This is a genomic window from Pseudomonas sp. P1.31 (assembly GCF_001269815.1).
GTDB lineage: Bacteria > Pseudomonadota > Gammaproteobacteria > Pseudomonadales > Pseudomonadaceae > Aquipseudomonas > Aquipseudomonas rustica.
This window is the reverse complement of sequence record NZ_LHVN01000032.1, coordinates 302,970-322,676: the sequence shown is the minus strand read 5'-3', so window position 1 is coordinate 322,676 and position 19,707 is coordinate 302,970. Positions and strand designations below refer to the sequence as shown.

The following is a 19,707-nucleotide window of genomic DNA, read 5'->3' as shown; positions in this document are numbered from 1 at the left end:
AGAGGAGGGCGCTTCAATGGCGCGGGGCGGGTTTGCCATGTTTGGCACGCAGCGGTTCGAGCAGCTCGGACAAACCGTTATGGTCGATCTCCTGCATCAGTGCAAGCAATCCGCCGAGTTCGCCGTGCGGGAAACCTTCACGGGCGAACCAGTTCAAGTAAGGGCCTGGCAGGTCGGCGATGATCCGGCCCTTGTACTTGCCGAAGGGCATTTCTCGGGTGATCAGCAGTTCGAGTTTTTCGGGATTCATCAAAAGGATCGTCTGGCTTCAAATCAGATTGGAAAATACAGGCATTCTGCATGCAGGCCAAATGACAGATCATGCAAATAACCGCAATACAGATAGTTCATTTATCTTTAAGTTATTGATTTATATATGTTTTCTATCAGAGTAAAAACTGGCACGCACACTGCAATATCCCTTGCATCTTCCACCGATCGCAAGGAATTGAAAAATGACCGACATGAATAAAGAAGCCATCTCTGTACTCAATGACCTGATTGAAACCAGCAAGGACGGTCAGGAAGGGTTCAAGACTTGCGCCGAAGACATCAAGCACCCAGAACTGAAAACCCTGTTCGTGACCCGCTCTGCCGATTGCGCTACCGCTGCAGCTGAGCTGCAAGCTGAAGTTCGCAAACTGGGCGGCGATCCGGAAACTTCCACCAGCGTCAGCGGTGATCTGCACCGTCGCTGGGTCGACGTTAAAGCGATGTTCACCGGCAAAGACGAAGAGGCTGTGCTGAACGAAGCCGAACGTGGTGAAGACCATGCGCTGAAGGCTTACAAAGAAGCACTGGAAAAAATCAACAAGCACAACCTGGTGGGCATTCGTGACCTGGTTGAACGTCAGTACCACGGCGTACAACGCAACCACGACCAGGTGAAAGCCCTGCGTAACCAGGCTCGCGCACGCTCGTAAGCGTACGCCAGTAACAAAAAACGCCAGCTAGTCTGGCGTTTTTTTATGTTTGTTTTAAAAGCAAAAGATCGCAGCCTGCGGCAGCTCCTACAGGGACGCATTCCAATGTAGGAGCTGCCGAAGGCTGCGATCTTTTCAATCAACCAATACTAATCGCCGGCAAAGTAGGCAACGTCACCGTCTGCTGCTTACGCGGTGCCAGAATCTCTGCCTCACCATCCACCACCAACTCATCACGCTGGTTAAACACGCGAGTAGCAATGCGCACACGAAACTTTGGCAGCTTCTCGAGGATTTCCAGACGCACTGTCAGCGTGTCGCCAATCTTCACCGGCTTCTGAAAGCTCATCTGCTGACCGATATAAATAGTGCCCGGCCCAGGCATTTCGCACGCCACGGCAGCGCTGATCAACGCGCCACTGAACATGCCGTGAGCGATGCGCTCCTTGAACATGCTGGCGGCGGCGAACTCGGCGTCCAGGTGCACCGGGTTGTGGTCACCGGACATCGCGGCGAACAGCTGAATGTCGCGCTCTTCGACGGTCTTGCTGTAGCTGGCGGTCTGGCCGACTTCGAGGGCTTCGTAAGGGATGTTGGTAACCTGGGTCATCGGTCTCGATTCCTGTGATGGATTAAATAAATCCACAAAAAATTATTCGCTGCGTTGCGGGCGCGGATGGCTGAGCACCTGATCAATCCAGGCCAGCACATCGGCAATCACCTCATCGCGATTGGTTTCGTTGAACAATTCGTGCCGCGCCTGCGGGTAGATCTGCAGTTGCAGGTTCTGGCTGCCGGCCGAGCGCAAAGCGTTGGCCAGATCAGTCAGACGCTTGCCTTCACTCACCGGATCACATTCGCCGCCGATCACCAGCAACGGCAGGCCCGGGTTGATCTGGGCGAGATTGGACGCTTTGCTGATTTGCTGCAAGCCACCGAGCAGGTCGATCCACAGCTGATTGGTGCAGCGAAAGCCACACAACGGGTCGTTGGCGTACAGGTCGACTTCAGCCGGATCGCGGCTGAGCCAGTCGAACGGCGTGCGCACCGGTTTGAATTTTTTGTTGAACGAGCCGAACGACAACCACTCGATCAGCGCACTGCGCCCCTTGCCGCCCTGACGCAGTTTTTCCAGTCGGGCGATCTGCCGTGCCGCGCCATAAAGCGCCACCGGTTGGAAGTTCGAACCGCTGAGAATCGCCCCCTGCAAACTGGCGCTGTGGTGCAGCAGATAGGCCTGCGCGAGGTAGCTGCCCATGCTGTGGCCGAGCAGGATGATCGGCACGCCGGGGTGCTGCTGGCCGATGTGTTGATTGAGGCTCGCCAAATCACCCAGCACCTTGCACCAGCCATCGTCGTCGGCGAAATGTCCGAGCGTACCGTGTTCGGCAGTTTTGCCATGTCCGCGCAAATCCGGCGCGTAAACGCCATAACCTTTGTCGCAAAACGTGTCGGCCAAACGGGCATAGCGGCCGCTGTGTTCGGCCATGCCGTGGGCCAGCAGGATCACCGCTTTCAACGGCGCGGCGGGCAGCCATTGGTTGACGAACAGGCGGCTGCGGTCACTCGCGTCCAGCCATAGGGGGTGGTGGATCATGGCGATTCCTTTGCTCAGAGTCGGCACATTGTATAGCGCGTCTGATCAGCCCACGCCACGGCAGGAAGATTCACACGATCAATGACGGCTTTGCCCGTATTTGCCTCAATGGCCATAACTGCTAGTGTCCGTGAAGCTCCGCTTTTTCAGAAATGACAGAAAGCGGCCCGGATCGGCTCAGGTAAAGAGGACAAGAACAATGCAACCTGATTTCTGGAACGACAAACGCCCGGCCGGCGTACCGCTGGACATCGACATGGGTGAGTTCAAGTCGGTGATCGAGGTGTTTGAGCGCTCCTGCAAGAAGTTCGCGGATCGCCCGGCATTCAGCAACATGGGCGTGACCCTGACCTACGCCGAGCTCGAACGTCAGAGCGCCGCTTTCGCCGGTTACCTGCAAGCGCACACCGATCTGGCGCCGGGCGATCGCATCGCCGTGCAGATGCCCAACGTCCTGCATTATCCGATTGCCGTGTTCGGTGCCTTGCGCGCCGGGCTGATCGTGGTCAACACCAACCCGCTGTACACCGCGCGGGAAATGCGTCACCAGTTCAAGGATTCCGGCGCACGTGCGTTGGTGTACCTGAACATGTTCGGCCAGAAAGTCCAGGAAGTGCTGCCCGACACTGACATTCAATACCTGATCGAAGCGAAAATGGGCGACCTGATGCCCACCGCCAAAGGCTGGCTGATCAACACCGTGATCAGCAAAGTGAAAAAAATGGTGCCGGCGTATTCGCTGCCGCAGGCGATCTCCTTCAAGAGTGCGCTGCGCATGGGCCGGGGCTTGGGCATCAAGCCGTTGAAGGTCAGCCTCGACGACATCGCCGTGCTGCAATACACCGGCGGCACCACCGGACTGGCCAAGGGCGCGATGCTCACCCACGGCAATCTGGTGGCGAACATGCAGCAAGTGCGCGCGTGTCTGGCGCAGCTCGGCCCGGATGGTCAGCCACTGCTGCGCGAAGGTCAGGAGGTGATGATCGCGCCGCTGCCGCTGTACCACATCTATGCGTTCACCGCGAATTGCATGTGCATGATGGTCTCGGGCAACCACAACGTATTGATCAGCAATCCGCGCGACATTGCCGGGTTCATCAAAGAGCTGAAGAACTGGCGTTTCTCGGCGTTGCTGGGGCTGAACACACTGTTCGTTGCGCTGATGGATCACCCGGATTTCAAGACCCTGGATTTCTCCAGCCTGAAACTCACCAACTCTGGCGGCACCGCGCTGGTCAAAGCCACCGCCGAGCGTTGGGAGCAGATGACCGGTTGCCGCATCACCGAAGGCTACGGCCTGACCGAAACCTCGCCGGTGGCCTGCACCAACCCGTACGGCGATCAGTCGCGCCTGGGCACGGTCGGTTTGCCGGTGCCGGGCACGTTGTTGAAAGTGATCAACGATGATGGCGTCGAGCAGCCAATGGGCGAGCGTGGCGAGCTGTGCATCAAGGGCCCGCAGATCATGAAAGGTTACTGGAACAAACCTGAGGCCACCGCCGAAGTACTGGATGCCGAAGGCTGGTTCAAATCCGGCGACATCGCGGTAATCGATCCGGACGGTTTCGTGCGCATCGTTGATCGCAAGAAGGACATGATCATTGTCTCCGGTTTCAACGTGTACCCGAACGAGATCGAAGACGTGGTGATGGCTCACCCGAAAGTCGCCAACTGCGCGGTGATCGGTGTGCCGGACGAGCGTTCGGGCGAGGCCGTGAAGCTGTTTGTGGTGGCGCGGGAGACCGGCGTCAGCCTGGAAGAGCTGAAGGCGTACTGCAAAGAGAATTTCACCGCGTACAAAGTGCCGAAGCACATCGTGCTGCGCGAGTCGTTGCCGATGACGCCGGTCGGGAAGATTCTGCGGCGTGAGTTGCGCGATATCGCTTAACGCCTGAAAACAAAAAGATCGCAGCCTTCGGCAGCTCCTACAGGAAACGTATTCCAATGTAGGAGCTGCCGAAGGCTGCGATCTTTTGCTTTGAAGCCCCGTTTTGCGGGACTTTCAAGGTGTTCTAGGATTTTTGCTCTAAAATGACTGTTATCAAGTCTTGAGTCATAAATATGACTGTATGGGCCGCTTTTGGCTCTAGTCGACCCTCGGCAAAGCTGCTACTCTCGGCGCGCTTTGTGACTTCTCGGCCTATCAAAAAGCCAGATTCACCAATACAAAACACACACCAATAATAATCGCATCAAATGCGGTGAAGAATTCGCGTTGCTGAGGAGTGGGCTTCCATGAACGAAGACTTTTGGAAGGATAAGTACCCCGCTGGAATTGCTGCCGACATCAATCCAGATGAGTACCCGAATATTCAGGCAGTGTTGAAGCAGTCCTGCCAACGCTTCGCCAACAAACCGGCTTTCAGCAACCTGGGCAAGACAATCACCTACGGTGAACTGTACGAATTGTCCGGTGCGTTTGCCGCGTATCTGCAACAGCATACCGACTTGCAGCCCGGTGATCGAATCGCCGTGCAACTGCCCAACGTTCTGCAGTACCCGGTGGCCGTCTTCGGTGCCATCCGTGCCGGGCTGATCGTGGTCAACACCAACCCGCTGTACACCGCGCGGGAAATGGAACACCAATTCAACGACTCCGGTGCCAAAGCCCTTGTTTGCCTGGCGAACATGGCGCACCTGGCCGAAACCGTGGTGCCGAAAACCGGCGTCAAACACGTTTTCGTCACCGAAGTTGCCGACCTGTTGCCACCGGTCAAACGCCTGCTGATCAACAGCGTCATCAAGTACGTGAAGAAAATGGTGCCGGCTTATCACCTGCCGAAAGCCATCAAGTTCAACGACGCGTTGAGTAAAGGCCAAGGCCAGCCTGTGGCCGAAGCCAACCCGCACAGCGGCGATGTCGCGGTGCTGCAATACACCGGCGGCACCACCGGCGTGGCCAAGGGCGCGATGCTCACCCACCGCAACCTCGTCGCCAACATGCTGCAATGCAAGGCGCTGATGGGCTCGAACCTCAATGAAGGTTGCGAGATCCTGATCACGCCGCTGCCGCTGTACCACATCTATGCGTTCACCTTTCATTGCATGGCGATGATGCTGATCGGCAACCACAACATCCTGATCAGCAACCCGCGCGACCTGCCGGCAATGGTCAAGGAACTGTCGAAGTGGAAGTTCAGCGGTTTCGTTGGCCTCAACACGCTGTTCGTGGCGCTGTGCAACAACGAAGGTTTCCGCAAACTGGACTTTTCGGCGCTAAAAGTCACCTTGTCGGGCGGCATGGCCCTGCAACTGGCCGCTGCCGAGCGCTGGAAAGCGGTGACCGGTTGCTCGATTTGCGAAGGTTACGGCATGACCGAAACCAGCCCGGTCGCCACGGTGAACCCGATCCAGCACATCCAGATCGGCACCATCGGCATCCCAGTGCCATCGACCCTGTGCAAAGTCATCGACGATGCCGGTGTCGAACAGCCAATGGGCGAAATCGGCGAACTGTGCGTCAAGGGCCCGCAAGTGATGAAGGGCTACTGGCAGCGTCAGGAAGCCACCGACGAAATGCTCGACAGCGACGGCTGGCTGAAAACCGGCGACATCGCGCTGATCCAGCCGGACGGTTACATGCGCATTGTCGATCGCAAGAAAGACATGATTCTGGTCTCTGGTTTCAACGTTTATCCGAACGAACTGGAAGACGTGCTGGCGACCCTGCCGGGCGTATTGCAGTGCGCGGCCATTGGCATCCCGGACGAGAAGTCGGGCGAAGCGATCAAGATTTTCATCGTCGCCAAACCGGGCGTGACGCTGACCAAGGAAACGGTGATGGAGCACATGCGCGCCAACGTCACCGGTTACAAGGTGCCGCGTTCGGTCGAGTTCCGCGATGCGCTGCCGACCACCAACGTCGGCAAGATCCTGCGCCGCGAGCTGCGCGATGAAGAGCTGAAGAAGATCAAGGCCAAGTCCGCCGCCTAAAACACAAAGCCCCGCAGATGCGGGGCTTTTTGTTGGTGCAGAGCATGGCTTTGATCGTTCCCACGCTCCGCGTGGGAATGCTGCCCCGGACGCTTTGCGTCCAGAACTGCTGGGACGCAGAGCGTCCCTAGATGCATTCCCACGCAGAGCGTGGGAATGATCATGTAGGAGCTGCCGCAGGCTGCGATCTTTTGATTTACTGACGGAACGGCGCGAAATTCACATTAGTCCCCGCCGGACGCATGTCCTGCAGATACGAATCCTTGTCTGCACTCAATTCCAGGCTCAGCGCCGCTTTGCGCTTGCCTTCGTTGCGAATCACCAGCCCCTCGAGCTTCTCACGCAGAAACACCGTCGGCACTTTCAGGTGCAGCAGTTCGTCGGTGGCCGGCGTGTGCATCAGCAGGTGAATCCACTCGTACTGACCAATCGCCAGACGCGACACTGGCAGGTCGAACCACCAGATGTTGCGATTGCGGTTCAGTTCGGCGAAGTGGCAATTGTTGGTGCCGAGCACGGCGCCGCCCAGTTCCTTGTTTCTACGGGCGATGGCGAGCGTTTTATCGAGTTTCATAACATTCCTGCAGGATCGGTTCCTGGCGCGTGGCGCCCTTATGCTGCGCATTCTCGGGGCATTGCACGCAAACATAAAGCCCAACCTGTTCGTCGCGACGAAATGATCCGGCGAAAAATAAATGAAACTTGGCGCAAACCCGGCCAGTCAATCATTACGTACTGACTTTTCCCCCTAATTGCACCAAGGAGAAACACCATGAGTAGCACAGGCGATAAAGTAAAAGGCATGGCCAACGAAGCGGTCGGCAACGTCAAGCAAGGCGTCGGTAAAGCCACCGACAACACCAAGCTGCAGGCCGAAGGCAAAGTCCAAGAGAAAAAAGGCGAAGCCCAGCAAGCGGTCGGCAAAGCCAAGGACGCTGTCAAAAAAGGCGTCGACAAGGCGTAATCCAGCCTTGAACGAAAGACACGAGCGGCCATCCAAGGATGGCCGTTTTTGTGTCGAAATCCTGCTGACACCCAGCAAGGTTCGCCAAACAAGCTACCTTGATGTAAAAAACGGCCCCTGAGTCGCCACGACTTCAAACCTGTATTGCGGCGAAAGGAGACGCGAATGATATTTCCAGACATGAAAGGTCTGCCCCTGCACCGAGTGATGGTGCGCACGGTCACTGAATTCGTCGATGACGAAATGTCGACCTACGCCTCGGCACTGGCCTACCAGATGCTGTTCTCGCTGTTCCCGTTCATCCTGTTTCTGATCGCCCTGATCGGTTTCCTGCACCTGCCGGACTTCTTCTCCTGGCTGCGCCTGCAATCGGAACTGGTGCTGCCACCGCAGGCACTGGAATCAGTGAACCCGGTGATCGACCAGTTGCAGCAGTCCAAGGGCGGCTTGCTCTCGGTTGGTATCGTCATCGCGCTGTACACCGCGTCTGCCGGCGTGCGCCTGATGATGAGCGCGATGAATGCGGCGTATGACGTGGTCGAAGGCCGACCAATCTGGAAGCGCTTTCCGCTGTCGGTGGTCTACACCGTCGGCATCGCCGGCATGCTGCTGATGGCTGCCGCATTGATGGTGCTCGGGCCGCAAGTGATGGGCTGGATCGCCGCACAAGTAGGGCTGGAAGAGGTCATCGTGACCATCTGGACGATCGCGCGCTGGCCGGTGATCGTGATTTTGATGATGGTTGCCGTGGCCCTCATCTATTACGTAATGCCGGACGTCAAACAGGAATTCCGCTTCATCACTCCGGGCTCGGTATTGGCCGTGGTGGTGTGGATCATCGCCTCGTTGGGTTTCGCGTTCTACGTGAAAACCTTCGCCAACTACAACGCGATGTATGGCAGCATCGGCGCGATCATCGTGCTCTTGCTGTACTTCTACATTTCCGCTGCGGTGCTGCTGCTCGGCGCGGAGATGAATGCGGTGATCGAGCACATGTCCAGCGAGGGCAAAGACGAGGGCGAGAAAGTCCCCGGCGAACTCGATGAACAACCCAAACAACACGTCTCGGGCCTGGGCCGCGATCACTCGCTCAAGCCGGACACTGACGAAGCCACATCATGATCCGTGAAATCCTCAAAATGGGCGACGAGCGCTTGCTGCGCATCGCCCCGCCGGTGCCGCCGGAAATGTTCAACAGTCCTGAGTTGTGGCAACTGATCGACGACATGTTCCAGACCATGGAAAGCGTCGGCGGCGTCGGCCTGGCCGCGCCGCAGATCGGCGTCGATCTGCAATTGGTGATCTTTGGTTTCGAGCACAGCGAACGTTATCCGGACGCTGAAGCCGTGCCGCAGACGATCCTGATCAACCCGCTGATCACGCCGTTGAATCCGTTGATGGAGGAGGGGTTTGAAGGGTGTTTGTCGGTGCCGGGTTTGCGCGGCGCGGTGGATCGTTATCAGCAGATTCGCTACGAGGGTTTTGATCCGAAGGGCGAGCCGATCATGCGTGTGGCTTCAGGTTTCCATGCGCGGGTGGTGCAGCATGAGTGCGATCACTTGATCGGCCGGTTGTACCCTTCGCGGATTACTGATTTCAGCAAGTTCGGTTTTACCGAAGTGATGTTCCCGGATCTCGATCCCACAGCTGACGATTAACCAGAATCAAAAGATCGCAGCCTTCGGCAGCTCCTACAGGGATAGGTGTAGGAGCTGCCGAAGGCTGCGATCTTTTGATCTTCACCCCAGGCCCATCGCAATCATCGGCTTGCTCCGCGCATACCGGCTCAATCGCTCCGCCATCGCCTGCGGCAACTCAGGATCAAACCGGAACCCGCGCCGCTCGTAAAACCCGCGTAAATCCGGATGACAGAACAGCCACACCGGCTCCGTCACATCCTGAACCGCCGCTGCCATCAACTGCCCCGCAATCCCCTGATCCCGACACCCCGGATCAACAAACAACCCGGTCAACCAATGCCCACCCGCCACCGGTCGCAAGCACAACGCCGCAACAATTTCCCCACGTCTCGCCACCCACAATTGCGCGTCACGCACGGCTTTCATCGAGGATTGGTGGCTGCGGTAAAACTTGTTCATCAACGGCCAGAGAGACGCGTCGAGCAGGCTGTATTGGGTATCGGGCATGGGTTCTGACTGTCGGTAGATTTCGCGGCGATTATAAAAGAACGCGCGCGTCTGGATAGGTGTATACCTGAGCTCACATCCCCTGTGAGTGGAGTACGCATCATGTCCAAAGGTATGGATTCAAAGAAAGCCGCGAAGAAGAAACCGGCCAAGACCGCGATTGAAAAACGCGCGGAGAAGAAGGCCAAGAAAACCGATATTTTCGGTCATTGATCACGCCTTTCGGAAGCCCGGTTCTCGGGCTTCCCTGTTGATCCAAAATAATCTGCAAGATTCTCGGTGGTCGTTGCACAGAAAGGGAAGGAACCCGCTGCGAGCAACGCCATGTCTCATTATTTCGACGCCGCCCACCGTCAACACATCGAAACCCTGCGCCAACGTTTTACCGCTCGCAGCGACTGGCCGACCTGGCTGTTGTTGATCGGCGTATATGGCGGCTGGTTTGCAATCATGTTCAACAGCCACTGGCTGGGACGGGGTTTCAGTACCGTGCTGCTGATTCCGCTGCTGGTGCTGTGGCTGTCGGTGCAACACGAATTGCTCCACGGCCATCCGACGCGCTGGACTCGCTTCAATAAAATTCTCGGCTATGCGCCGTTTGCCGTGTGGTATCCGTACACGCTGTATCGCGACAGCCATCTACTGCATCACCGCGATGAAGATCTGACGGTGCCCGGTGTCGACCCGGAAAGCCGTTACCTGACGCGGGGGTGCTGGCAGGGCAGTTCGCTGTTTGAACGCAGCCTGCACTGGCTGAATAAAACCGTGCTCGGGCGTTTCGCCATCGGTGCGCCGTTGGGCTTGCTGGCGTTGGCGAGTGAAGAATTGCAGCGGCTGAAAAACCGTGAGCGCCAGGCCTGGCTGATGTGGCTGACCCATGGCGCGTTCACGCTGCTGATGCTGTGGTTTATCGCGCGCTACAGCGTGTTGCCAGTGGGGCATTACCTGTTGTTGATCAGTGTGCCGGCGCTGTCGATTGCGATGATCCGCTCCTACTACGAACATCGACCGCACGCGCAACCGGAGCAGCGCACGGTGCTAAATGAAGCTGGGTGGCCGTGGCGCTGGCTGTTTCTTAATCTGAATTTTCATCTGGTGCATCATGATTTGCCGGGGCTGGCGTGGTACGACTTGCCCAAGGTGTATCGCGCGAATCGCGAGCAATGGGTGGCGAGGAGTGGCGGGTTTCTGGTGCAAGGGTATGGGCAGTTGTGGCGGGAGCATGGCGTCAGACCGATCGACAGCCCCGAGCATCCTTATCACTAATTTCAAGCACTCCATATATCCCCTGTAGGAGCGAGCCTGCTCGCGAAGGCGGTGTGTCATTCAAAGTGGTTTTTACTGTTACACCGCATTCGCGAGCAGGCTCACTCCTACAGTTGGAAATTTGTTGTCAGGAAATATGTGTATGACTCAACACCACGCCGAACTCCTCATGTACACCGCCCCCGAGCCCATCCGTGTGGCCAACGAGCGCTGGCTCGCGCGCATCCTTGAACACCTCGGTCACACCCGTCTGAGCGCTGAAGACCTGTCACTGCGCGAACTCTGGTTATCCCCCAATCTCCTGCTTACACAAACCTGCGGCTACCCATTGATGACGGCATTAAAAGACCAGGTTCGAGTGATCGGCCGCCCACGCTACGAACTCCCGGACGCCAGTGCCGGCAACCATTGCAGTCTGATCCTCAGCCGCGCCGATGACTCACGCAAAACCTTGCCAGCCTTTCGCGACAGTCGCGGCGTGATCAACAGCGACGACTCCAACAGCGGCATGAACCTGTTGCGTCAGCGCCTCGCCCCGTTGCATCGCGATGGGCAATTCTTCTCCACGGTCGGCATCAGCGGCGGCCACCGTGAAAGCCTGCAATGGTTGCGTGAAAAGCGCGCAGATCTGGCCGCCATCGACAGCGTCACCTACGCCTACCTCGCGCAGCATGCGCCTGAGGAAGTCAGGGGGTTACGTGTTGTTGCGCGCAGTGCGTTCAGTCCGACGTTGCCTTTTATCACCGTCGCCAGTGCTACGGATGAACAGATCGAGCGGCTGCGACAAGTGATGAATCAGTCGTTGCACGAACTTCCGGATGTTGTGCAAACGTTGGGATTGCCTGAGGTGTTGGCGGCGGGAGAGGGTGATTATCAGGTGGTGCTCGACTATCAGCGTGAGGCTGAGGAGTTGGGGTATGGCTGCTTGCGTTGAAAGATCGCAGCCTTCGGCAGCTCCTACAGGGATCGCGTTCCGGGCTGCGATCTTTTGATCTTGTATTCCATAATCGAATATAAAAATGAAATTTAAATATTATTAATGCATAAGGCGCCTTGCTACGATCGCGCCACCGGAACACCGGACATTCAGCGACCCCTAACCCAGGAGCCCCTATGTCCGGCGCCGACCTTTCCCATCGCCAACACTTGGCCGGCCTGTTCCGCGCCCATTACCACTGGCTTTGCACCTATCTGCGTCGGCATCTGCACGACGCGGCGAGCGTTGAAGACATCGCCGCCGAAACCTTCGCGCAACTGCTTGAATCATCATCCCTGACCGCGATCCGCGAACCCCGCGCGTTGCTCACCACCGTCGCCCAACGCCTGCTTTATCAACACTGGCGCCGTGCGGATCTACAGCGTCGACATCTGCAAACATTTGATGAGGATGGTGCGGCGTCGCCCGAACATCTCGCGCAACTGTCGCAAACCCTGAAGCGCCTCGATCACACCCTGCAACGCCTGCCCGGCAAAGTCCGTTCGACCTTTCTGCTCGCCCGCGTCGATGGCCTGACCTACCCGCAAATTGCTGCCGAACTGGGCATCTCCCAGCGCTCGGTCAGCGTGTACATGACCCGTTCCCAAGCCCTGTGCGATCGCCACAGCGCCAACCAATTCCTACAAGACAAGAGGTCTGCATGAGATCGATCAAAACCCTGCTCGGCGGTTCGCTGCTGGCGCTGAGCCTGAGCGTCGGCGTTGTTTCAGCGGCGGAGAAAACCGCGCCGATCCACTTCGGCGACATCACTTGGGAGAGCGGCAGTTTTATCACTGAAGTGCTGCGTCTGATCGTCGAAAAAGGCTACGGCTACTCGACCGATACGCTGCCGGGCAGCACCGTCAGCCTCGAAGCAGCGTTGGCAAAAAACGATATTCAAGTGATCGGCGAAGAGTGGGCCGGGCGCAGTCCGGCGTGGGTCAAGGCTGCTGCCGAAGGCAAAGTATTCGGGCTCGGCGATACAGTGAAAGGCGCCACCGAAGGCTGGTGGGTGCCGGAGTACGTGATCAAGGGCGACCCTGAACGCGGCATCAAACCCTTGGCGCCGGAATTGAAATCGGTGGCGGATCTGCCGCGCTACAAAGACGTGTTCCGTGATCCTGAAGACCCGAGCCGTGGGCGTTTCCTCAACAGCCCGACGGGTTGGACGTCGGAGATCGTCAACACTCAGAAGCTCAAGGCCTATGCGCTCAACGACAGCTTCGTCAACTTCCGCACCGGCTCCGGCGCGGCGCTGGATGCCGAGGTGGCGTCGTCGATCAAACGTGGCAAACCGGTGCTGTTCTACTACTGGTCACCGACGCCGCTGCTCGGGCGTTTCAAACTGGTGAAACTCGAGGAACCGCCGTTTGATGCCGAAGCCTGGAAGACCTTGGCCGATGCCAATAATCCGAATCCCAAAGGCACGCGGTCGATGCCGGCGAGTCTGGCGATTGGCGTGTCGGCGCCGTTCAAGGCGCAGTATCCGGAGCTGGTGACGTTTTTTGAGAAGGTCGACTTGCCGATAGATCTGTTGAACCAGACGCTGGCGGGGATGAGTGAAAAACGCTTGCAGCCGAGGGTGGTGGCGGAGGCGTTTTTACGCGATCAGCCGCAGGTGTGGAAATCGTGGGTGCCCGCAGAAGTGGCTACCAAAGTCAGCAACAGCCTCTAATTCGCAGCTCCTACAGGGGGCTGTTTATTTTCCGCTGAACCGATTCTTGTGCAAAAAGTCCTCACTACTGGCCGACTAGTGGCCTTGCGCAAGGTTTTGCGCTAGCTATGCTGCTCTGTAACTAACTATGTCGACCGTGCACGGTTAGTCTGCAAATTCATGCTGCCAGAGTGCGCAACCCAAGGCACCGACACTGAACCAACAAGGAGCATTTTTTAAATGGAAGTTCTTCAACGCGTTAGGGCTGGCCCGCGAGCGGGCTATCAAGAGAAGGATGTCTTGATTAGAGCGTCGCTGCATGGACTCTCCGATTGACCATCATTTATCACCTGACAACTTCCTCCCGTGGAGGAATGCGTGTGCCTGTTCTTTGGAACGTAGTGGTGGATCGTGAAAGACCTGAACTTTCATCAAATCAAAAGTCCGCGCGGAAGGTGATACAACCATGTTTAACCTACATCACAAGGCTGACCTGCTGGAAATCGAACGATTCAGCTGTGCCTTGACCGAGGCCAATGCCAAGTTGGCCGCGATCAGCCGTTCGATGGCGATGATCGAATTCACCCCCGACGGCATCGTTCTGGATGCCAACGAAAACTTCTGTAAAACCATGGGCTATGGCGCCGAGGAAGTGCGCGGCAAACATCACCGGATCTTCTGTGAAGAAGCGTTTTATCGCAGCGAGGAATACGCCAAGTTGTGGCGCGACCTGGCCCGTGGTGAACCGATCAGTGGGACGTTCTTGCGCTTGAACAAGAGCGGCAAGGAAGTCTGGCTCGAAGCCAGTTACATGCCGGTGTATGGCCCGGACAAGCAAGTTAAAAGCGTGATCAAAGTCGCGTCCGACATTACCGCGCGGATTAACAAGGAGCATGAAGAAGAAGCCATGCTCGCGGCGATCGGTCGCTCGATGGCCGTGATCGAGTTCACCCCGGAAGGCAATGTCATCACCGCCAACGACAACTTTCTCAAGACCATGCAGTACTCGCACAACGAAGTCGTTGGCCATCACCACAGCATGTTCTGCCACCGCAGCGAATCCGAGTCGTCGCAATACAAAGCTTTCTGGGCTTCGCTCAATCGCGGCGAATATCACTCGCACCGTTTCGAGCGCAAGAACAAATCCGGGCACATGGTTTACCTCGAAGCCTCGTACAACCCGCTGTTTGATGCCAAGGGCCGCTTGTACAAAGTGGTCAAGTTCGCCAGCGACATCACCCAACAAATGACCACGCTGCAGAACGCCGCGGAATCGGCCCACAGCACCTCGGTACAAAACGACGCCTGCGCGCAAAAAGGCTCACAAGTCGTGCAGCAAACGGTGCAGATCATTCAGGACATTTCCCGCGACCTCAACGAAGCGGCAGTCAGCATCGATGCGGTGAGCAAACAGTCAGACATCATCGGCACCATCGTCCAGACCATTCGCGGGATTGCCGATCAGACTAATTTGCTGGCGCTCAACGCCGCGATCGAAGCAGCGCGCGCTGGCGAGCACGGGCGCGGGTTTGCCGTGGTGGCGGATGAGGTGCGAAGTCTGGCGGCAAGAACGAGTCAGGCGACGCTGGAGATCGTCGACGTTGTGCGCCGCAACCACGATTTGTCGCTGAGCGCGGTGTCGAGCATGCAATCGAGTTTGAGCCGTACCGGGCTTGGCGTGGAGCTGGCGAACGAGGCGGGGGCAGTGATTCAGGAGATTCAGCAAGGCTCACGTCACGTCGTCGATGCTATCAGCCAGTTCAACGAAACCCTGCAACTGAACTGACATCACACCGCCCCCTGTAGGAGCTGCGGCACGCTGCGATCTTTTGATCTTGATCCTATAAATTCAGATCAAAAGATGAGGATCAAAAGATCGCAGCGTGCCGCAGCTCCTACAGGATCAGGCAATGTTTTCCAGCGCCAGATTACGCGTGCGCGGGCCGAAGTAGCCGATGGTCAGCATCACGATCAACATGCTGCTGGCAATGAACGCCAACACGCCGGGCGTGCCAAAACTGTCGAGAAAAAAGCCGATCAGCAGGCTGCTGAACACCGTCGACAAACGACTGAACGAATAGCAGAACCCCACCGCACGGGCGCGAATATTGGTCGGGAACAATTCGCTCTGGTACGAGTGATAACTGAAGCTCAGCCAGGCGTTGCAGAAGGTGATCATCACCCCGCAAAAGATCAGCCCGAAGGCACTGGTCTGCAGCGCGAATAACGTACCGAAGGTCATCGCACCGAGGGCCGAGCCGACGATCTGCCATTTGTTCTCGAAACGGTTGGCGAACTTGACGAACAGCAGCGGCCCGAGCGGGTAGGCGAGGGTGATGATGAACGCGTACATCAAACTGTGGGTGACGCTCACGCCCTGGCCGGACAGCAGCGCCGGCAACCAATTGCCAAAACCGAAAAAACCGATCGCTTGAAAGACGTGGAAGACGATCAGCATCAAGGCGCGGCGGCGATACGGTGGTTGCCAGATGTCGGCGAAACGACCCTTGCCTTCAACATCGACCGACACGGTTTCCGGCGTATCCAAGGGCTGGCCGTGATCCTTCTCGCAGCGTGCCTCGATGTTATCGAGAATCCGGTTGGCTTCGTCGAATCGACCGTGCTGCGCCAACCAGCGTGGCGACTCCGGCAGACGCTTGCGCAGCCACCAGATAAACAGCGCAAACACCGCGCTGGCTAACACCACCCAACGCCAGCCGGACACACCGAACGGCGCTTGCGGCACCAGCCACCACGACATCAGCGCCACTGCCGGCACCGACAGAAATTGCACGAAAAACGCGAAAGCGAACGCGGAACTGCGCATGCGTTTGGGCACCAGTTCCGTGAGGTAAGCGTCGATGGTCACCAACTCGATGCCCAAACCGATGCCGACCAGAAAGCGCATGCAGATGATGCCCAGCGGCGAACTCTGAATACCCATCAACACCGTCGCCACGGTGTACCAAACCAGTGCGAAGGTGAAGATCGCGCGGCGACCGAAACGATCCGCCATCGGGCTGAGCAGGCTGGCGCCGAGGAACAGGCCGAGAAACGTCGCCGAAGCGAACGCCGCTTGATCGGAGAAACCGAACACGCCCTGATTGCCGGTGGCGAAGATGCCGTCGCGGATCAGTCCGGGGCTGATGTAGGCGGTCTGGAATAAATCGTAGAGTTCGAAGAAACCACCGATCGACAGCAGCGCCACCAATCGCCAGATCGTCGCGACGGCGGGGAGACGGTCGATACGGGCGGAAACTTCGGCAGCGCGGATCGGATCGATGCCGTCGCTTTGCGCGGCGGCGGGGGCGTGTGCAGTCATGGGCAGATCCATTTTTTATTGATGGAAAAGCTTAGCCTGCTATCGGAAACCACGGATTGTGAAGATCAGCGATTTGCGCCGGGAAACCGCTGATTTCTTGCAATATCTGCTTACGAATTAACGATTTATGCCGCAGCCGCCGAATCCGGCAGTGCCGAGGCCGGCAAACCGAAAATCCGGTCGAACAGCCAGTTGAACGCGAAGGTGTAGCACGGGATGAAAATGATCAGCGCCAGATCCAGCAGAAATGCCTGCACCAGGCTGATGTTCATCCACCAGGCAATCAACGGAATCAGGAACACGATCAAGGTCAATTGAAAACCGATGGCGTGGGCGATGCGGCGTTTCACCGTGCGCGTGCGCGACACCTGACGGCTTTCCCAGCGCTCGAACAATGAGGTGTAAATGAAGTTCCAGGTCACGGCGATGGTGGTGATGATCACCGCCAGTGGCCCGGTGCTGCCCGGCGAAGTCCCGGACAGCAGCGCCAGACCGAGAGCGGAGAAGGTCATGCCGATCACTTCGTAGAGCGACACGTAGACCAGTTTGCGTTTGACGCCTTGCATGGGAATTGCCTCTTTCTTGCCGTTTGTTGGCCAGCGGGACTGGCGAAGGCGACGAAAGATAGCTTCAATAGCGCTGACAGAAAAAGTCAGTAGCTTTCAGTTTTGGTGATAGGTAGATGAAGTGAATTTCAACAGCGACAGCATCGAGTTGTTTCTTGCGGTGATTGAGCGCGGCTCTTTTTCGGCGGCGGCTCGGGCATTGGGTCGAGTGCCATCGGCGGTGAGCATGAGTATTGGCAACCTTGAGGCTGAACTCGGTTATCTGCTGTTTGACCGCAGCCATCGCGAGCCACAACCCACAGCAATGGCGCTGTCACTGGTGCCGCACGCGCGACTGATCGCCGAACAACTCAAACAACTGCAAGTGCACGCGGTGGAGTTGTCGTTGGGGCTGGAGAGCAAGTTGTCGATTGGCGTGGTTGCGGACATTGATCGGCGGCGTTTGCTCGCGGCGATCAAGGTGATTGCTGAGCGTCATCCGCTGCTCGACATCGAAGTGCTGACCGCGCCGCAGGATGACGTGCTGGCGATGCTGCACAGTGGTCGTGTCAGTGTGTGCCTGGCGTTCGCCGGGTTGAGCATGAACGTGCTGGAGCGTTTTCAGTTTGTCGGCAGCGAACGGATGATCGCCACGCTGGCGGCGGACAGCCCGTTGTTGCGGGGGCAGGATTTGTTTCTGGAAGATCTGGTGCATGTGCGGCAGATCATCGTCGCCAGTCGCGACTTGCCGATCAGTGAGACGCGGCCGTTGGTGGCAGAGTCGTACTGGCGCACCGACAGTCTTGAGACGGCGATGGAAATGGTTGAGGCGGGATTGGGCTGGGGCAATTTTCCGTTGTCGGTGGTGCAATCGAGACTGGATAACGGCCGGCTGAAACGCCTGAATTTTCGCAACATCGAAAACGGTCTGGTGATGCCGGTGCATGCGGTGTGGCTCAAAAGCCAGCCGCTCCAGAAAGGCGCACTGGCCCTCGTTGACCTGCTCAGTCACTAGAAACGGTGGAGATCCAATGTGGGAGCGAGCCTGCTCGCGAAAGCGCCGTGTCAGACGGCACAGGTTTATCTGAATAACCGCTTTCGCGAGCAGGCTCGCTCCCACAGGGTTTGTGTTTCAACGCCGTATTTGTGAGCTTCACCTAAAACTGTAGGAGCTGCCGAAGGCTGCGATCTTTTGATGTCGATTTTAAAAGATCAGATCAAAAGATCGCAGCCTGCGGCAGCTCCTACGGGGATCGTTTTTCAACCCGGGATTTGTGCCCAGGGATTTCAGGCGTCAGGTACTTTCGCGAATCTTCAGTTCGAAGCCCATGTCTTCCACCGGGCGCGCGACCGAGTTACCCGCCATCAACGTCAACATCTGCTCCGCAGCGCGCCGGCCGATCGCCTCACGCGGGGTGTTGATGCTGCTCAAACGCGGCACCATGTGTTCGGACATCGGCAAGTCGTTAAAACCGAGAATCGCCACCTGCTCGGGAATCTTGATGCCGTTGCGCAGCGCTTCTAATAAAGCACCCTGCGCCAAATCGTCGTTACCAAAAAAGATCGCATCAACGTCCGGATGCGCCGCGAGCAACTGCAAAAACAATTCACCACCCAAGCCCACCGACGAAGCGCGCGGCGTCAGCACTTCCAGATCCGGGTCGTAACGCCCGGCCTTCTGCAGTGCTTTGCGGAAACCCTCACCGCGCAACAACGTACGTTGATCGAGTTGCGCGCCGATATACGCCAGACGCTTGCGCCCCCGCGAGAGCAAATGTTCAGCCGCCGTTTCCCCGGCACTCAGCTGCGAAAACCCGACGCAATTCACCCCGGCAGCGCTGTCCAGTTCCATCATGTACACGCAAGGAATGTTGCTCGCCTCAATCATCCGCCGCGAACTTTCCGTGCGATCAAACCCGGTCAGCAGAAACCCGCGCGGCTGATACGCCATGTAATTGCGCAGGAGGTTTTCTTCTTCATCGCGGGAATAGTGGAAGTTGCCGATCAGTACTTCGAAGCCCTTGGGCGTGAGCACCCGATGAATGGCTTCCAGCGTGTCGATAAACAAAAGGTTGGACAACGATGGCACCAAAACCACCACCGAATGGCTCTGCGCCGAGGCCAGAGCGCGGGCGGCAGGGTTGACCACGTAGTTGAGTTCGAGGGCGGCTTTGCGGACTTTTTCTACCAGTTCGGTGGCCACGGTGCTGACCCCACGCAAGGCGCGGGAAGCGGTAATCGGACTGACACCGGCCAGGCGGGCAACTTCATTCAGGGTGGGACGGCCGGTGGTGCGGGTATTTTTATCGTTTTTAGGGGTGGTCATCGACGGCTTGCCAAACAAAAATCAAGGCACTAAGGTAGCGCTGTCCTGATGCAG

Annotated in this window: 20 protein-coding genes and 1 pseudogene; 13 read left to right on the top strand and 8 right to left on the bottom strand. The window is 57.5% G+C overall.

Translation table 11 applies throughout. The features are described from left to right. Positions 1 to 13: 13 nt before the first annotated feature. Positions 14 to 250 carry a DUF3820 family protein gene (locus AD669_RS20225; RefSeq protein WP_003213031.1) on the bottom strand — a complete coding sequence of 79 codons (237 nt, stop codon included), beginning with the start codon at positions 248 to 250 and terminating at the stop codon, positions 14 to 16. A gap of 205 nt (positions 251 to 455) precedes the next feature. Here AD669_RS20225 and AD669_RS20220 point away from each other — a divergent pair, with 205 nt between their 5' ends. After that, positions 456 to 923 carry a PA2169 family four-helix-bundle protein gene (locus AD669_RS20220; protein ID WP_038369175.1) on the top strand — a complete coding sequence of 156 codons (468 nt, stop codon included), beginning with the start codon at positions 456 to 458 and terminating at the stop codon, positions 921 to 923. Positions 924 to 1,062: 139 nt separating this feature from the next. On the opposite strand, the gene AD669_RS20215 is transcribed toward AD669_RS20220, so the two are convergent. Further along, positions 1,063 to 1,533, bottom strand: a complete 471-nt coding sequence (locus AD669_RS20215) for a MaoC family dehydratase (protein ID WP_053123003.1) — start codon at positions 1,531 to 1,533, stop codon at positions 1,063 to 1,065. A gap of 42 nt (positions 1,534 to 1,575) precedes the next feature. Then, positions 1,576 to 2,520, bottom strand: a complete 945-nt coding sequence (locus tag AD669_RS20210; protein WP_053123001.1) for an alpha/beta hydrolase — start codon at positions 2,518 to 2,520, stop codon at positions 1,576 to 1,578. A gap of 199 nt (positions 2,521 to 2,719) precedes the next feature. Here AD669_RS20210 and fadD2 point away from each other — a divergent pair, with 199 nt between their 5' ends. Further along, on the top strand, positions 2,720 to 4,408 hold the full coding sequence (gene fadD2, locus AD669_RS20205; RefSeq protein WP_053122998.1) for a long-chain-fatty-acid--CoA ligase FadD2: 1,689 nt from the start codon (positions 2,720 to 2,722) through the stop codon (positions 4,406 to 4,408). A gap of 347 nt (positions 4,409 to 4,755) precedes the next feature. Beyond that, positions 4,756 to 6,453 carry a long-chain-fatty-acid--CoA ligase FadD1 gene (gene fadD1, locus AD669_RS20200; protein WP_053122996.1) on the top strand — a complete coding sequence of 566 codons (1,698 nt, stop codon included), beginning with the start codon at positions 4,756 to 4,758 and terminating at the stop codon, positions 6,451 to 6,453. A gap of 196 nt (positions 6,454 to 6,649) precedes the next feature. Here the strand turns inward: fadD1 and AD669_RS20195 are convergent, their stop codons facing one another. Then, positions 6,650 to 7,027, bottom strand: coding sequence for a hypothetical protein (locus AD669_RS20195; RefSeq protein WP_008082340.1), 378 nt, complete (start codon positions 7,025 to 7,027; stop codon positions 6,650 to 6,652). A gap of 198 nt (positions 7,028 to 7,225) precedes the next feature. On the opposite strand from AD669_RS20195, the gene AD669_RS20190 reads away from it, so the two are divergent. The 3 genes from AD669_RS20190 (at position 7,226) to def (ending at position 9,075) form a co-directional block, all read left to right on the top strand. Next, positions 7,226 to 7,417, top strand: a complete 192-nt coding sequence (locus AD669_RS20190) for a CsbD family protein (protein WP_053122994.1) — start codon at positions 7,226 to 7,228, stop codon at positions 7,415 to 7,417. A 165-nt stretch (positions 7,418 to 7,582) separates the two neighbouring features. Further along, entirely contained in the window at positions 7,583 to 8,539 is a 957-nt protein-coding gene (locus tag AD669_RS20185) for a YihY/virulence factor BrkB family protein (RefSeq protein ID WP_053122992.1), read from the top strand. Next, the gene (def, locus tag AD669_RS20180) at positions 8,536 to 9,075 is read left to right on the top strand and encodes a peptide deformylase (RefSeq protein ID WP_053122989.1); all 540 of its coding nucleotides are present in this window, start codon (positions 8,536 to 8,538) and stop codon (positions 9,073 to 9,075) included. The genes AD669_RS20185 and def overlap by 4 nt, the downstream gene beginning before the upstream one ends. A gap of 81 nt (positions 9,076 to 9,156) precedes the next feature. On the opposite strand, the gene AD669_RS20175 is transcribed toward def, so the two are convergent. Further along, complete coding sequence (locus AD669_RS20175) at positions 9,157 to 9,564, bottom strand: GNAT family N-acetyltransferase (protein ID WP_053122987.1); 408 nt, start codon at positions 9,562 to 9,564, stop codon at positions 9,157 to 9,159. Positions 9,565 to 9,888: 324 nt separating this feature from the next. Between AD669_RS20175 and AD669_RS20170 the strand changes: the two genes are divergently transcribed. From AD669_RS20170 to AD669_RS29055, 6 genes and pseudogenes are all read left to right on the top strand, one after another. Then, the gene (locus AD669_RS20170) at positions 9,889 to 10,830 is read left to right on the top strand and encodes a fatty acid desaturase (protein WP_053122985.1); all 942 of its coding nucleotides are present in this window, start codon (positions 9,889 to 9,891) and stop codon (positions 10,828 to 10,830) included. A 142-nt stretch (positions 10,831 to 10,972) separates the two neighbouring features. Further along, positions 10,973 to 11,764: a phosphate/phosphite/phosphonate ABC transporter substrate-binding protein gene (locus AD669_RS20165; protein WP_053122983.1), complete on the top strand. Its 792-nt coding sequence runs from the start codon at positions 10,973 to 10,975 to the stop codon at positions 11,762 to 11,764. 179 nt (positions 11,765 to 11,943) lie between these two features. Further along, entirely contained in the window at positions 11,944 to 12,471 is a 528-nt protein-coding gene (locus tag AD669_RS20160; RefSeq protein WP_053122981.1) for a sigma-70 family RNA polymerase sigma factor, read from the top strand. Next, on the top strand, positions 12,468 to 13,481 hold the full coding sequence (locus tag AD669_RS20155; protein ID WP_053122979.1) for an ABC transporter substrate-binding protein: 1,014 nt from the start codon (positions 12,468 to 12,470) through the stop codon (positions 13,479 to 13,481). The genes AD669_RS20160 and AD669_RS20155 overlap by 4 nt, the downstream gene beginning before the upstream one ends. A gap of 445 nt (positions 13,482 to 13,926) precedes the next feature. Further along, positions 13,927 to 14,703: pseudogene (locus AD669_RS29060) on the top strand (PAS domain-containing protein); the annotation flags it as partial. A gap of 3 nt (positions 14,704 to 14,706) precedes the next feature. Beyond that, positions 14,707 to 15,246: a methyl-accepting chemotaxis protein gene (locus AD669_RS29055; RefSeq protein ID WP_246541585.1), complete on the top strand. Its 540-nt coding sequence runs from the start codon at positions 14,707 to 14,709 to the stop codon at positions 15,244 to 15,246. Positions 15,247 to 15,363: 117 nt separating this feature from the next. Here the strand turns inward: AD669_RS29055 and AD669_RS20145 are convergent, their stop codons facing one another. Further along, positions 15,364 to 16,782, bottom strand: coding sequence for an MFS transporter (locus tag AD669_RS20145; RefSeq protein WP_053122975.1), 1,419 nt, complete (start codon positions 16,780 to 16,782; stop codon positions 15,364 to 15,366). Between the two features lie 125 nt (positions 16,783 to 16,907). Then, positions 16,908 to 17,348, bottom strand: a complete 441-nt coding sequence (locus AD669_RS20140; protein ID WP_053122973.1) for a PACE efflux transporter — start codon at positions 17,346 to 17,348, stop codon at positions 16,908 to 16,910. A gap of 121 nt (positions 17,349 to 17,469) precedes the next feature. On the opposite strand from AD669_RS20140, the gene AD669_RS20135 reads away from it, so the two are divergent. Next, on the top strand, positions 17,470 to 18,342 hold the full coding sequence (locus AD669_RS20135) for a LysR family transcriptional regulator (RefSeq protein WP_053122971.1): 873 nt from the start codon (positions 17,470 to 17,472) through the stop codon (positions 18,340 to 18,342). Positions 18,343 to 18,621: 279 nt separating this feature from the next. On the opposite strand, the gene AD669_RS20130 is transcribed toward AD669_RS20135, so the two are convergent. Next, entirely contained in the window at positions 18,622 to 19,653 is a 1,032-nt protein-coding gene (locus tag AD669_RS20130) for a LacI family DNA-binding transcriptional regulator (RefSeq protein WP_053122969.1), read from the bottom strand. Positions 19,654 to 19,707 lie beyond the last annotated feature (54 nt).

What these genes read in the sequence shown, in the direction of transcription:
- AD669_RS20165 (WP_053122983.1), top strand. Translation starts at nt 10,973, where the DNA reads ATGACTCAACACCACGCCGAACTCCTCATGTACACCGCCCCCGAGCCC.
- AD669_RS20175 (WP_053122987.1), bottom strand. Translation starts at nt 9,564, where the DNA reads ATGCCCGATACCCAATACAGCCTGCTCGACGCGTCTCTCTGGCCGTTG.
- def (WP_053122989.1), top strand. Translation starts at nt 8,536, where the DNA reads ATGATCCGTGAAATCCTCAAAATGGGCGACGAGCGCTTGCTGCGCATC.
- AD669_RS20130 (WP_053122969.1), bottom strand. Translation starts at nt 19,653, where the DNA reads ATGACCACCCCTAAAAACGATAAAAATACCCGCACCACCGGCCGTCCC.
- AD669_RS29055 (WP_246541585.1), top strand. Translation starts at nt 14,707, where the DNA reads ATGACCACGCTGCAGAACGCCGCGGAATCGGCCCACAGCACCTCGGTA.
- AD669_RS20170 (WP_053122985.1), top strand. Translation starts at nt 9,889, where the DNA reads ATGTCTCATTATTTCGACGCCGCCCACCGTCAACACATCGAAACCCTG.
- fadD2 (WP_053122998.1), top strand. Translation starts at nt 2,720, where the DNA reads ATGCAACCTGATTTCTGGAACGACAAACGCCCGGCCGGCGTACCGCTG.
- AD669_RS20185 (WP_053122992.1), top strand. Translation starts at nt 7,583, where the DNA reads ATGATATTTCCAGACATGAAAGGTCTGCCCCTGCACCGAGTGATGGTG.
- AD669_RS20195 (WP_008082340.1), bottom strand. Translation starts at nt 7,027, where the DNA reads ATGAAACTCGATAAAACGCTCGCCATCGCCCGTAGAAACAAGGAACTG.
- AD669_RS20215 (WP_053123003.1), bottom strand. Translation starts at nt 1,533, where the DNA reads ATGACCCAGGTTACCAACATCCCTTACGAAGCCCTCGAAGTCGGCCAG.
- fadD1 (WP_053122996.1), top strand. Translation starts at nt 4,756, where the DNA reads ATGAACGAAGACTTTTGGAAGGATAAGTACCCCGCTGGAATTGCTGCC.
- AD669_RS20155 (WP_053122979.1), top strand. Translation starts at nt 12,468, where the DNA reads ATGAGATCGATCAAAACCCTGCTCGGCGGTTCGCTGCTGGCGCTGAGC.
- AD669_RS20190 (WP_053122994.1), top strand. Translation starts at nt 7,226, where the DNA reads ATGAGTAGCACAGGCGATAAAGTAAAAGGCATGGCCAACGAAGCGGTC.
- AD669_RS20210 (WP_053123001.1), bottom strand. Translation starts at nt 2,520, where the DNA reads ATGATCCACCACCCCCTATGGCTGGACGCGAGTGACCGCAGCCGCCTG.
- AD669_RS20145 (WP_053122975.1), bottom strand. Translation starts at nt 16,782, where the DNA reads ATGACTGCACACGCCCCCGCCGCCGCGCAAAGCGACGGCATCGATCCG.
- AD669_RS20225 (WP_003213031.1), bottom strand. Translation starts at nt 250, where the DNA reads ATGAATCCCGAAAAACTCGAACTGCTGATCACCCGAGAAATGCCCTTC.
- AD669_RS20140 (WP_053122973.1), bottom strand. Translation starts at nt 17,348, where the DNA reads ATGCAAGGCGTCAAACGCAAACTGGTCTACGTGTCGCTCTACGAAGTG.
- AD669_RS20160 (WP_053122981.1), top strand. Translation starts at nt 11,944, where the DNA reads ATGTCCGGCGCCGACCTTTCCCATCGCCAACACTTGGCCGGCCTGTTC.
- AD669_RS20220 (WP_038369175.1), top strand. Translation starts at nt 456, where the DNA reads ATGACCGACATGAATAAAGAAGCCATCTCTGTACTCAATGACCTGATT.